10 protein-coding genes are annotated in these 13,042 nt (G+C 51.0%); 5 read left to right on the top strand and 5 right to left on the bottom strand.

Translation table 11 applies throughout. The annotated features are described in order from the left end of the window. From OGV94_RS12810 to OGV94_RS12825, 4 genes are all read right to left on the bottom strand, one after another. The coding region (locus OGV94_RS12810; RefSeq protein WP_502874132.1) for a T6SS immunity protein Tli3 family protein at positions 1-371 on the bottom strand (371 nt) is incomplete at its 3' end. 46 nt (positions 372-417) lie between these two features. Beyond that, positions 418-1,191, bottom strand: a complete 774-nt coding sequence (locus OGV94_RS12815) for a T6SS immunity protein Tli3 family protein (RefSeq protein ID WP_220772474.1) — start codon at positions 1,189-1,191, stop codon at positions 418-420. 9 nt (positions 1,192-1,200) lie between these two features. After that, on the bottom strand, positions 1,201-3,297 hold the full coding sequence (locus OGV94_RS12820; RefSeq protein ID WP_286523505.1) for a T6SS effector phospholipase Tle3 domain-containing protein: 2,097 nt from the start codon (positions 3,295-3,297) through the stop codon (positions 1,201-1,203). Next, positions 3,290-5,863: a type VI secretion system Vgr family protein gene (locus OGV94_RS12825; RefSeq protein WP_353622572.1), complete on the bottom strand. Its 2,574-nt coding sequence runs from the start codon at positions 5,861-5,863 to the stop codon at positions 3,290-3,292. Before OGV94_RS12825 ends, OGV94_RS12820 begins: the two co-directional genes overlap by 8 nt. A 517-nt stretch (positions 5,864-6,380) precedes the next feature. Here OGV94_RS12825 and OGV94_RS12830 point away from each other — a divergent pair. The 3 genes from OGV94_RS12830 to OGV94_RS12840 are packed head-to-tail and all read left to right on the top strand — an operon-like array spanning position 6,381 to position 8,940. Next, positions 6,381-7,064, top strand: a complete 684-nt coding sequence (locus OGV94_RS12830; RefSeq protein WP_043018105.1) for a D-lyxose/D-mannose isomerase — start codon at positions 6,381-6,383, stop codon at positions 7,062-7,064. A gap of 14 nt (positions 7,065-7,078) precedes the next feature. Beyond that, complete coding sequence (locus OGV94_RS12835; RefSeq protein ID WP_075145344.1) at positions 7,079-7,939, top strand: ketose 1,6-bisphosphate aldolase; 861 nt, start codon at positions 7,079-7,081, stop codon at positions 7,937-7,939. Continuing rightward, positions 7,936-8,940: a carbohydrate kinase family protein gene (locus OGV94_RS12840; RefSeq protein WP_087051810.1), complete on the top strand. Its 1,005-nt coding sequence runs from the start codon at positions 7,936-7,938 to the stop codon at positions 8,938-8,940. The genes OGV94_RS12835 and OGV94_RS12840 overlap by 4 nt, the downstream gene beginning before the upstream one ends. Before the next feature lie 59 nt (positions 8,941-8,999). Here OGV94_RS12840 and OGV94_RS12845 read toward each other — a convergent pair whose 3' ends face one another. Next, a complete protein-coding gene (locus OGV94_RS12845; protein WP_043018102.1) occupies positions 9,000-9,731 on the bottom strand; it encodes a response regulator in 732 nt (243 codons plus the stop codon). Between the two features lie 288 nt (positions 9,732-10,019). Here OGV94_RS12845 and fdhF point away from each other — a divergent pair, with 288 nt between their 5' ends. Further along, on the top strand, positions 10,020-12,167 hold the full coding sequence (fdhF, locus tag OGV94_RS12850) for a formate dehydrogenase subunit alpha (protein WP_080625853.1): 2,148 nt from the start codon (positions 10,020-10,022) through the stop codon (positions 12,165-12,167). A 103-nt stretch (positions 12,168-12,270) separates the two neighbouring features. After that, on the top strand, positions 12,271-12,960 hold the full coding sequence (yjcO, locus tag OGV94_RS12855) for a Sel1 family TPR-like repeat protein YjcO (RefSeq protein ID WP_043018100.1): 690 nt from the start codon (positions 12,271-12,273) through the stop codon (positions 12,958-12,960). The last annotated feature ends 82 nt before the right edge of the window (positions 12,961-13,042 follow it).

Below are 13,042 nucleotides of genomic sequence, written 5' to 3' on the forward strand. Positions count from 1 at the left end.
TCAGAATTTTTCTCTTGCCCCTGAGATGGGGACATATACGTTGCGACCTGCCACGTTTGTCCATAGTCTTTAGATATTGTGTATGCCCCTGGCTCCCATCGCGGTATCAGAATATACTTATCTGACGGATGAATATATACTCCGGAAAATATCTGATACGTTGAATAAATGCCATTCACTAATTCTTTATGTATATTCCGCCTGGTATCATGATACCAAAGCGCTCCCTCACAATTATAGCCTTTTAATTCCAGATATCGGTTATCATCATAGCGATAAATAACCTGTGAGGGTGCTTTTTTTGTACAGGCAGCGATAGCACATAGCGAAATAGTTCCGATTATTATTTTTAACGCACTTCCCTTATTCATAATTTATCCTTAAACGTTAAGCGGTTTGGGCATATCCCATTGCAGATTATTTCCCCGCATCCATATCGCAGTGCATCCGGGTCCAGCCCTTATAGCCCACCACCTCCGGCTCTTTGTCCGGCAGGTTTTGATAGTTGGCCTTATAACCTTCCGTTAAATGGGCTAAAGATGCTTTCATAAACACCACCGTTCCCCACGCAGCACCTGGAAACTCAGGACTGGTATGACCGTCCACATACTCGCCACTGGATTTATGCTTGCCCGGTTTGTAGAGATAATACGTGTCATCAAAGTATTGATAATCTATACCCGGTCCACCCGGCGCCAGACGCGGGTCGTCAAAAGGGTATGAGCTCATATACAAATGTCCTTGTGCAGTGGAAATAAATGCCTGATTATTAACTACCACCACTCTTTTTATTTCTTTTCCTTCAGGTCTGTCACGCATAACACCGTCTGAGTTTCTCTCCAGCGCCGGGAAAGGAGCCATATATTTTGCGACCTGCCACGTTTGTCCGTAATCTTTAGATATTTTATATGCCCCAGGCTCCCACTCAGGCACAAGTATGTACTGTTCTGAGGGATGGATAAACTCACCCGAGAAAACCCTATAGATTGGATTGCCATAAATTGATTTGTGGACCTTTCTTTTTATGTCATGGTAAACAACATATCCTTCACAATCATAACCGATCAACTCCAGGTAGCGATTATCATCAAACCGGTAAATTACTTGTGATGGTATTTTTTCTGTACAGGCAGCGATGGCGCATAGTGAAATTGCCCCAACGATTACTCTTACCCTAATTCCTGGTTTCATAATTCATCCTTAAACGTTAAGCGGTTTGGGCATATCCCATTGCAGATTTGGAGTCTCGGCATTGTATATTTCATTGTGTCTGGCAGGTTGAACCGTTGTTGAATGACAATATTCGTTAACCACGCCAAACTCTCCTGTCGGTAAAATATCATCCGGTCTATTCATATGTTCTTTTGTATCTGCTTTATTCAATACCCCCGAGTTATAATAATTAACTGTATCCTTGAAACCATTACGCTTCATACGCCAGTCTCCGCGCAGGAGTAGCTCGGTCCAGAATTCTCCGCAGCGGTGATCAAATGCCCTGCATATTCCCACCGCCAGATCGAAAGGCATCGCTTTCGCGGGGGCATCTTTCGACATAACAATAGAGGAATGCTGGCTGTAACCAACCTTCTCTGATTGCATCCATTCTTTTTGCAGCTCATCCGGCGTTTTTTCATAAATCAACTGAACGGTCTTATTGTATCCCCCGCCCAGAACAACGCCTTTGGTATAAGGCTTGCCATATTTTTTGGAGAATATCGCAAGTTCAGTGGGCGTTAATTCCTGGCCCGGCTGTAAATAATCGAAACCTGCGCCGCTGAGATTTTTGAAATCTGTCTCAGTGCGCGCAATAACCGTGGCTTTTGCAGAAAATGAGATGTCCTGATCGGGTGAACCTGGCGCTATCGAATATTTATACTGACTTCCCGCGCCCTGTAACTGGTGTCTGAAGGTAACGGGGAGCTGTTCGCCGTTAACAACCACATCCGCAAACGTATATTGTCTGGTCGCGCCCGTATCCTGATCAAAACAATCCTTTTTTAACGCCGGCATTTCAAAAGGCACGCTCAGCGGGCTGCCGCCTATTTCCGGACCATTTTCACAGAAAACCCGCTGGCGCAGATTTTCTATGCCGCTGGCAATGTTATGGGGGACTCCCCGCCAGCCCAAACCCTGGACGTTAAGTAATGAAACCACACTGTCATTGGGGCAAAAATAGTTATATACCTTGCCAAAGTTATTACGCGTATAAAGTTTATTCTTGCGCCACTGTGAATTGGTTTTACTCAGGCACAGCGCGCCTTCTAATTCATCAATCTCGGCCTGCGTGTGATATTGCCCCTTGCCATATCTGGCGTTGGTCGCCATCAAATGACAGAAATTTTTAAACGTCTGCTGTCGGGCGCGATCCGTCTGGTGATGTCCAGGTGTGACACTTTCAGCAGCCGTTTTTTCCAGTGCGTAGGGAGAATGGTTAAGTATCACACAGTCAGCGGGTTTCTCATTAGCCTGCATAACCAGCATATTAGCCAGCATGGTAATGATCGTTCCCTGGGAGTGCGCAATGATATTAATGGGATCGAACTTTGTTGCCGGTTCTCTTCGAATCATCAGGATTAAATCAGCCAGCCGCTGCGCGGCAAAAAACTGATAAATACGGTGCGGATTGTCATAAATAGGGTGCGTAAAATCCCCGACATTCATATACAGTGATGCAAATCCTGCCGCACCGTTCGCCAGGCCGCCGGAGCCAGGGCCTAACATATCCGGAATAGTGGTTGTCGCATTGGCAAAGGTACCCCCGCCTTTGGCGTACACATCATCGAGAACATTACCGAAATTATCATTCTGATATTTCAACGTGGTTTGGGGAATATGCCCCAGTTTTTCCAGCTTTGCGTGGTCATCTTCCTGATAGGCGTTGTAAGGCAGTTTTGCGGCGTCTCCTGATTTAGCCCGTTCTTCACGATAACGCCGCTGGTCTTCTATATACGTCGCATGATCGACGGGTTTATACCCCCAATAAAATGGAATGACCGGGCTGCGTCCGGGCATTTTTATATTCTGCTGCTCGCCATCGCCCATATCCATTTTGTACTGCTGCCATTCATGCGGATACATATCCGTGCGACCCATACGTTCATTCAGGCCAGCGATAATACCCTCCTCCTGATTCTGATAGGCCTCGCCCACATCGTTGACGCCGTGCACAAGGATCACAATGCAGGGCATGGAATACTTAACGGGCACGTCGCAGACCGCCATTTTTCCGCCCGTAGATTTAGGCACGCCCTGTACACCTGTCGCCACCACCTGCGGATTAAAGGGACTGTTACTCATTTGGCAAAATCTCCATTTTCATTTCGTCCATTTCAGTCATATCCAATAACGGCGTCATTCCTTCATCGTCTGTGACGCCTTCAATGGTTTCGCCTGATGCCTTAGTCAGTCTGAATTTTGTATTTTTTAGAACATCGTCTGGGTTGCCAGAGCCATGTAATTTAATGCGGCGATGAAACTGTTCTTCCTGAAAGACAGGGGTTTTATCTTTTGCCGACTCCGGTCCGCTCCAGTCAAGAGTGGTGCCTTTCAACTGCACTTTTGCGGGAGAGAATATTTTTACTGAGCCGTCTTCATTTATTCTGATACCGCCACCACCGCACAAAAGCTGGATATTCTTCCTGGCGCTGATGGTCACGTTGCCGTTCATACTCTGAATATGAAAATGCTTATCAGAAAGCAGGCCCATTTCCCCGCGCTGCGCCTGGACGGAAATATCATCTTTTGCGGCGATGATTTTGATTCCGATAGCTCTGCTGAAAAGTGACAGGCCCTGCCCAACGGCCATTGAGAGTTTTTTAAAGACGTTAAAACTGCCGTTGCTGGCGGCGTTTAGCGACAAATCTTTGTCTGCTGATAATGCCATCGTTTGCGGTGTCAGCAGGGCCATACCGTGATCGGCATAGGCCACCAGCCCCGAGCGGGTAAGCTGTTCAAGCGCGGCGTTAAGCTGCTGCTGCGGTCCCAGTTCGACATTTAACGCCTGCGCCGTCAGCGCGCTCTGCTGAAGCGACGTTGCCAGCGTAAGCGCGGCCTGAAGCTGCTGAACCACTGCGCTCATATCGAGCTGCTTACCCTGGGCTTTTGGCTGCGCCTCAGTCGTGAGTAGTATCCCCTTTGCCGCCCTCAGGACCGCGCGGTCATCGGTGCGCAGTTCTGCGCCTTCGCCGCGAGGTTTACCGCCAGCATCTACAAGATGGCCCATGTTCAACTGCGTTTTGCCGTACTCGGTACTCAGTTTGACGTGTTCCTGCCCGCGCCGGTCCTCCATCCGCAGCTTATTAAGACCCGCAGTGCGGATGACGTTACGAGTATTGTTGCGGCTGGTAACGGGATCAGGCTTTGGAGCATGATGCAGAGCGTGCGCAATAAAAGGTCTTTCCGGATCGCCGCCTTCAAACGCAATGGCGACCTCTGTGCCCTGGATTAACGGAAAGTGATGACCATAAGTATCACCGGCATAAACCCGCGCCAGACGAACGGGCATGCTTTCATAACCTTGCCTGTGCTGGTCGAGGTCAAAATCAAACTTCACCCAATAGCGACCCTGCACATCGATATGAGCATATTGGTCATTGTCTATTGGTGATGAAACGATCGCGGGAACAGTACCTGCAATACGTGGCCGGGGTAGCGGCTGCGGTCGAAAACAAACGTTCTGGCTGTAGGGAATACCGATAAGCCGGGACTGGAGCGCTGCATCGCGCCTCCCCGTCACCTGCATTGCCGTTACCACAAATCCAGAGGCGAAGGCATGTGGAATGGCGCCGTCAATTTCCAGCACCATCCCCGGCACGATCGACGGACTGGTGGTCACACCGGTTAAAATGGATTGATTATTAAGAATAATTTCGTGATGCAGTTTGGCGTAAAACCAGCTGGACTCGCCTGGCTGCGCCTCGGCAAATTGCGATCCTGGCTGATGATGGATATCCGCATAGCGATACTCTGTGCCATATGCCGTAGCCCTTTCCGCAGACACATCGGCGTCAGCGTTTAGCATCTGCGAGTTTGCCAGCCTGTAATCAAAGTTCTTCACTTTAACGCCAGCGGAGACAACGTTGTGCTTTGATACCAGCTGATCGATCGAATACTCATTTGATGTCAGCCCGGCATGGGATGAGTGCATAATCTTTTGATCAAAGAGGTATTGGCATTGTGAATCACTGAAGATAACCACCATAATGTGCGAAACAGCATGATGATTTGCGATCCTGAACCAGATCCCAACTTCTGACAGGATGCGGCTGATAAACGCTAAATCTGACTCCTCCCACTGAACAATCATTTCCCGGTTGGGATAGATACAAACAAGATTATCAAAGTCGATTTCATAATCGGCAAAAGCATGTTCTTTGAGGATCTGCGTGACCAGTTTCGGCACATTTATGTTCAGGTAAATAGCCGAACGCTTGCATCGTGAGAGTAATGCCAGCTTATGCTCTAACCTGATTTCGTACAGTGACTCATCCGCTGATGTGCTAATAAGCGAAAATGACGTAATGACGCCTTCAATTTGCCGTTCATATAGCCACTTCTCAGAACCTTGAATATATTTATTCCAGTTATGATTAGGTGCTCTGATTTTCAGCGAGCCTTCAATGTTAAGAAGTGAGTCAGGAGGGATGTTTTTTTGTTTTGATGTGAATCTAATTTTATAACTGTATGGTTTACTTAAATTTTCATGACCTTCAATTGTTTCAACATCCAGCAACCCTAACTTACCCTCGTCCCTAACAGAGAATAAATACTTATTTATACTCTCCTCTGAAACTATACCTTCCAGATTATAGAACCCTGATCCTTTTTTCATTATCGCATCCCTTACCAAAAGAAAGTAATACATAAGAAATAAAGTCCAGTCAGCATATCAACAATAATAAAAAAAAGGTTATTTTTTTACTGGAAACAAATCTGGAAAGTGAATTAATTATTATTGGTTAAACGTGTAATATAATCCTGACATATAAATAAACGATTAACTGGCGCGAATTTAGATTCAATGACATCATTTTCTAACAAAACGGTTTATATAGCCCAGTATTCGTTTTTTCATCGTAAGGCAACAATCCAATAATCACATCCAAATGGTTCCAAAAACTGAGGCGCGACTAAAAAACCAAGTATTAAGGCAATGATTTTTAATAACATTTATAAAAACAGCCTTTTTATTTATTATTTTATTGAATAAATCACATCCTTCCATAAAAAAACACAATAAAATATAACTATTCCCTATTCTGCTGTGAGGGGAGAGGTAACTGGATTATGCCCATGTATTCACCAGGAAAGATTTTGGTTTTCTCCCTCTCCCCTTGAGAGAGGGCCGCATAAAGGTCATCTTATCAGCCACAGGAGAATCAATGAAACGCTCCGCAATAAACGAGATCCTTGGCCACACGCGCCAGTTTTTCTCTCAGCACGACGTGCATCTCCCCCCTTTTGCCAGTTTCCCGCCGACCCAATGGCACAAGCTTGATGCCTCTGCCTGGGGCGAAGTGTTCGACCTAAAGCTCGGTTGGGATGTCACCGCGTTTGGCGGCAACAATTTCGCCGCGCAAGGGTTAACGCTGTTCACTCTGCGTAACGGCTCGCCGAAAGGTATGCCTTATGAAAAATGCTACGCCGAGAAAATCATGCATGTTCGCGATGCACAGGTCACGCCGATGCATTTTCACTGGCGCAAGCGCGAAGACATTATCAATCGCGGCGGCGGCAATTTAATAGTGGAACTGTGGAATGCGGGGATCCGGGAGCAAACGGAGCAGACCGACGTAAGCGTGGTGATTGACGGCTGTCGGCAAACCCATGCGGCAGGCAGTCAGTTGCGCCTGACGCCGGGTGAAAGCATCTGCCTGCCACCGGGCCTGTATCACAGCTTCTGGGCGGAAAAAGGTTTTGGCGACGTGCTGGTCGGCGAGGTTTCGTCTGTTAATGACGACGACCACGATAACCACTTTCTGCAACCGATCGCCCGCTATAACGACATTGAAGAAGACGAACCTGCGCAGCTGGTGCTGTGTAACGAATATCGCCTGTTCCGCTAACCAAGGAGCGCATTATGCCGTTGATATCTCTCGCTGATGGCCTTGCCCATGCCCGTGAGCATCGCTATGCCTTAGGGGCGTTTAACGTTCTGGACTCCCACTTCCTGCGCGCGCTGTTTGCCGCGGCAAAGCAGGAACGTTCGCCGTTTATCATCAACATCGCCGAGGTGCACTTTAAATATATCTCGCTGGATTCACTGGTCGAAGCGGTCAAATTCGAAGCCGCGCGGCATGACATTCCGGTGGTATTGAACCTTGACCACGGCCTGCACTTTGAGTCGGTGGTTCGGGCACTACGCTTAGGGTTCAGTTCAGTGATGTTCGATGGCTCCACGCTGGAGTATGAAGAAAATGTCCGCCAGACCCGCGAAGTGGTAAAGATGTGCCATGCCGTCGGCGTGTCGGTGGAAGCCGAACTGGGCGCGGTGGGCGGTGATGAAGGCGGCGCGCTGTACGGTCATGCCGACGAGTCGTTATTTACCGACCCGATGATGGCGCGTGATTTCGTCGACAGAACCGGGATTGACGCACTGGCGGTCGCCATTGGCAATGCGCACGGAAAATATAAAGGCGAACCGGTGCTCGACTTCCCGCGTCTGGACGCTATTCGCCAGCAGGCGGCAATCCCGCTGGTACTGCACGGCGGTTCCGGCATCAGCGACGACGATTTCAAGCGCGCGATTGAACTCGGCATTCATAAAATCAACTTCTATACCGGCATGTCGCAGGCGGCGCTGTCGGCAGTAGAGACGCGGATGGCGAATCGTCAGCCGCTGTACGACGAATTCGCCGAACTGCTACTCGGTATTGAAGAAGCCATTACCGATACCGTTTCAGAACAGATGCGCATTTTTGGCAGCGCGGGACGGGTCTGATGGAACGCAAAGGCGTTATCGCTGCAGGCAACATGCTGGTCGATCATGTACATCAAATTGTGCAGTGGCCGGAACGCGGCTGGCTGGCGGAAATCACCCGTAGCGAACGCGCCACGGGCGGTGCGCCGCTCAACGTGCTGCTGACGCTGGCGAAAATGCACGCCGGACTGCCGCTACAGGCGGTGGGGTTAATCGGTCAGGACAGCGACGGCGACTACATCATGGCGATGCTGGAGCAGTATCACGTTAATCGCCAACACGTGCAGCGCACAACATTCGCCCCCACGTCGATGTCGCAGGTAATGACCGATCCCAGCGGTCAGCGCACCTTTTTCCACTCGCCTGGCGCCAACCGACTGCTGGATCTGCCCGCTTTTGAGCAACTGGATACCTCGATGAAAATCTTCCATCTGGGGTATCTGCTGCTGCTCGACAGTCTGGACATGCCGGATGAGGAGTACGGGACGCGTAGCGCCCGGCTGCTGGCACAAATGCGCGACAATGGCTTTGAAACGTCGCTGGATCTGGTCTCACGCAAGGGTGACCCGCGTTACCAGCCGCTGGTGATGCCAGCGTTACGCCATCTCGACTATCTGGTGATTAACGAACTGGAAGCCGGGGAGTTCAGCGGGCTGGAGATCCGCCAGCCCAACGGCGAACTGCATATTGCACACATCGCCACCGCTGCGCGCGAGCTGTTGAATGCAGGCGTACGCCAGCGGGTGGTTATTCACTGTCCGGAAGGTGCCTGGGGAGAAGCGCCGGACCTGCCGGGCGTCTGGATCCCGTCACACTATCTGGCGCAGGAGGAGATCGTTGGCAGCGTTGGGGCGGGAGATGCGTTTTGCGCCGGATTTTTGTATGGCTGCCATGAGCGCTGGTCGCTGACGGACAGCGTCAGACTGGCGCACGCCTGCGCGCGGGCCAGTTTGCTGTGCGCCAACGCGATAGACGGCGCGAAAACGCTGGCAGAGTTAGAAGCCGGGATGGCTGATGCCTGATGCGCTGCGCTTATCAGGCCTACGGGGTCGTTATCACTTTTGTAGGCCGGATAAGGCGTTTACGCCGCCTTATCGTGATGCTGCACGTCGGCGGCAAACACATAACCCAGCCCGCGCAGGGTTTTGATCAACATTGGCTGGTGCGGGTTGATCTCTATTTTTCGCCGCAGCCGCATGATTAACACATCAATGGTGCGGTCAAACACCTCGACGCTGTCGCTGCGCGTCAGTTCCAGCAGTTGTTCCCGACTCAGCACCCGGCGGGCGTTTTGGGCCAGCGCCAGCAGCAGGCTGTATTCCCCCTGCGTCAACTCCACCTTCAATTGCTGGGGATTATGTAGCTGGCAACCGGCAGTATCGAGATGCCAGCCGTTAAAAGAAAGCCCCGAAGTTTGCGGGCCGCCGCTCTCTGCCATTAACACGCCGACGCGTCTGAGCACCGCCTTTACCCGTGCCACCAGCACCCGCGCATTGAACGGTTTACCGATGTAGTCGTCAGCGCCCATCTCCAGCCCGACAACCACATCCGACTCGCTGCCAAGCCCCGTCAGCATCACCACCGGTAATCCGGGTCTCATCTTTTGCACCTGCTGCAGCACCATCAGACCGTTAATATCAGGCAACATCATGTCCAGCAATACCAGAGCGATTTCCGGCTGAGTCTCAATGCAGCGCAGCGCCTCCTGCCCGGTGTGACAAGCGGTCACCGCAAAGACGTGTTCGCTTAGCACATCCTGTAAAAGTGTGCAGACAGCGATGTCATCATCCACAACCAGTATGGCTGGCTTCATTGTTTTTCCCCATTTCTGGCCAACTTAAATGAGTGTGATTGATTCTGCACAGAGTGACAGCGATAAGGCACAAGGATGTGTGGGAAACATAACCTCGGTCACACTGCCGGGCCGTCACGTATTGGAGATTCGTCACGTCAAATATGACGACAGCCTGTTTTTCGTCAGGGTTTTGCGCAAAATTCGCCCGTAATATCAACTAATGCCCCTGATAAAAACATGGCATAAAAGATGCATAACTAAAGCGACAAGCGCGTATGCGCGATTTGATTAACTGGAGCGAGACCGATGAAAAAAGTCGTCACGGTTTGCCCATATTGCGCATCAGGTTGCAAAATCAACCTGGTGGTCGATAACGGCAAAATCGTCCGGGCTGAAGCGGCGCAGGGGAAAACCAACCAGGGTACCCTGTGTCTGAAGGGCTACTATGGCTGGGATTTTATCAACGATACCCAGATCCTGACCCCTCGTCTGAAAACCCCAATGATCCGTCGCCAGCGTGGCGGCAAACTGGAATCTGTTTCCTGGGATGAAGCGCTTGATTACGTCGCCACTCGTCTGAGCGCCATCAAAGCGAAGTATGGCCCGGACGCTATTCAGACGACCGGTTCATCTCGCGGTACGGGTAACGAAACCAACTATGTAATGCAAAAATTCGCGCGCGCCGTTATTGGTACCAATAACGTTGACTGCTGCGCTCGCGTCTGACACGGCCCATCGGTTGCAGGTCTGCACCAATCGGTCGGTAACGGCGCAATGAGTAATGCTATCAATGAAATTGATAACACAGATTTAGTGTTCATCTTCGGGTATAACCCGGCGGATTCCCACCCGATCGTGGCGAATCACGTGATTAATGCTAAACGTAACGGGGCGAAAATCATCGTCTGCGATCCGCGCAAAATTGAAACCGCGCGCATTGCCGACATGCACATCGCGTTGAAAAACGGCTCGAACATCGCGCTGCTTAACGCCATGGGTCATGTCATCATCGAAGAAAAACTGTACGACCAGGCGTTCGTCGCCTCCCGTACAGAAGGATTCGAAGAGTACAGCAAGATTGTCGAAGGCTACACGCCGGAGTCCGTCGAAGATATTACTGGCGTTAGCGCGCAGGATATTCGTCAGGCTGCACGTATGTATGCCACGGCAAAAAGCGCGGCCATCCTGTGGGGCATGGGTGTTACCCAGTTCTATCAGGGCGTGGAAACCGTGCGTTCACTGACCAGCCTCGCAATGCTGACCGGTAACCTCGGTAAGCCAAGCGTGGGCGTTAACCCGGTTCGTGGCCAGAACAACGTTCAGGGCGCATGCGACATGGGCGCGCTGCCGGATACCTATCCGGGCTATCAGTACGTTAAGTTCCCGGAAAACCGCGAGAAATTCGCTAAAGCCTGGGGCGTGGAAAGTCTGCCTGCGCATACCGGTTATCGCATCAGCGAACTGCCGCACCGTGCGGCGCATGGCGAAGTACGCGCGGCGTACATTATGGGTGAAGATCCATTACAGACCGATGCTGAACTCTCCGCAGTGCGCAAAGGCTTTGAGGATCTGGAACTGGTCATCGTGCAGGATATCTTCATGACCAAAACTGCCGCTGCCGCAGACGTTATTTTACCGTCTACGTCATGGGGCGAGCATGAAGGTGTCTTCTCTGCGGCTGACCGTGGCTTCCAGCGCTTCTTTAAAGCCGTTGAGCCGAAGTGGGATCTGAAAACGGACTGGCAGATTATCAGTGAAATCGCCACCCGTATGGGCTACCCGATGCACTACAACAACACCCAGGAAATCTGGGATGAGTTGCGTCATCTGTGCCCTGATTTCTACGGTGCAACTTACGAGAAAATGGGCGAACTGGGTTATATCCAGTGGCCTTGTCGCGATACCTCAGAAGCCGATCAGGGTACGTCTTATCTTTTCAAAGAGAAGTTCGACACCCCGAACGGACTGGCGCAGTTCTTCACCTGCGACTGGGTAGCGCCAATCGACAAACTCACTGAGGAGTACCCGATGGTGCTGTCTACAGTGCGTGAAGTCGGCCACTACTCTTGCCGTTCGATGACCGGTAACTGTGCGGCGCTGGCCGCGCTGGCGGATGAACCGGGCTATGCCCAGATCAACACCGCCGACGCAGAACGCCTGGGCATCCAGGATGAAGAACTGGTATGGGTTAATTCGCGTAAAGGCCGGGTCATTACCCGTGCGGCAGTCAGCGATCGTCCAAACAAAGGCGCGATTTACATGACCTACCAGTGGTGGATTGGCGCATGTAATGAGCTGGTAACCGAGAACTTAAGCCCGATTACCAAAACGCCGGAGTATAAGTACTGTGCCGTTAACGTTGAACGCATTGCCGATCAGCGCGCTGCCGAGCAGTATGTCATTGATGAGTACACTAAGCTGAAAGCCAGCCTGCGCGAAAGCGCGATGGGTTAGTCCGTTTACGTACCTGTTCTGCAACAGCCTCCGCCCGGAGGCTGTTTTTTTATCCATACGATCTCTTTATACTGTTCATTCCGTACCCTAAATAAAACTCAAAATGAAACAACTCATTGCATTGATGTTCTTTATGACATTCTTTGCCCATGCCAGTGATACTGAGCCAGGAAGCCAGTACTTACAGGCCGCTGAGGCAGGGGACCGTCGCGCACAGTACTTTCTTGCCGATAGCTGGTTCAGTTCAGGCGATTTGAGCAAAGCCGAGTATTGGGCGCAAAAAGCCGCCGACAACGGCGATGCCGACGCCTGCGCGCTACTGGCGCAAATCAAAATTACGAATCCGGTCAGTCTGGATTACCCCCAGGCCAAAACGCTGGCGGAAAAGGCAGCCAAAGCGGGCAGTAAAGCGGGAGAACTGACCCTGGCGCGGATTCTGGTCAACACCCAGGCAGGACACACAGATTATCCTAAAGCTATTACCTTGCTGCAAAACGCCTCCGAAGACCTGGAAAATGATTCCGCCGTCGACGCGCAAATGCTGCTCGGACTGATTTACGCCAACGGCGTGGGTATTCCCGCAGATGATGAGAAAGCGACGTGGTATTTCAAGCGTAGCTCTGCCATTTCCCGCACCGGTTATTCCGAGTACTGGGCCGGAATGATGTTCTTAAACGGTGAACAGGGTTTTATTGTGAAGAATAAACAGAAGGCGTTGCACTGGCTGAATCTGAGCTGTATAGAAGGGTTCGATACCGGCTGCGAAGAGTTTGATAAGTTAACAAACGGGTAATGGTTTGCATTGCCGGATGAACGTAGTCGCTGTAGGCCTGATAAGCGTAGCGCCATCAGGCAACCCGGAGCAGGTTGCCGGA

Origin of the sequence: Citrobacter sp. Ce006, assembly GCF_030336535.1 — a bacterium.
Lineage (GTDB): Bacteria > Pseudomonadota > Gammaproteobacteria > Enterobacterales > Enterobacteriaceae > Citrobacter > Citrobacter europaeus.

What these genes read in the sequence shown, in the direction of transcription:
- OGV94_RS12820 (WP_286523505.1), bottom strand. Translation starts at nt 3,297, where the DNA reads ATGAGTAACAGTCCCTTTAATCCGCAGGTGGTGGCGACAGGTGTACAG.
- OGV94_RS12845 (WP_043018102.1), bottom strand. Translation starts at nt 9,731, where the DNA reads ATGAAGCCAGCCATACTGGTTGTGGATGATGACATCGCTGTCTGCACA.
- OGV94_RS12815 (WP_220772474.1), bottom strand. Translation starts at nt 1,191, where the DNA reads ATGAAACCAGGAATTAGGGTAAGAGTAATCGTTGGGGCAATTTCACTA.
- yjcO (WP_043018100.1), top strand. Translation starts at nt 12,271, where the DNA reads ATGAAACAACTCATTGCATTGATGTTCTTTATGACATTCTTTGCCCAT.
- OGV94_RS12830 (WP_043018105.1), top strand. Translation starts at nt 6,381, where the DNA reads ATGAAACGCTCCGCAATAAACGAGATCCTTGGCCACACGCGCCAGTTT.
- OGV94_RS12825 (WP_353622572.1), bottom strand. Translation starts at nt 5,863, where the DNA reads ATGTATTACTTTCTTTTGGTAAGGGATGCGATAATGAAAAAAGGATCA.
- OGV94_RS12835 (WP_075145344.1), top strand. Translation starts at nt 7,079, where the DNA reads ATGCCGTTGATATCTCTCGCTGATGGCCTTGCCCATGCCCGTGAGCAT.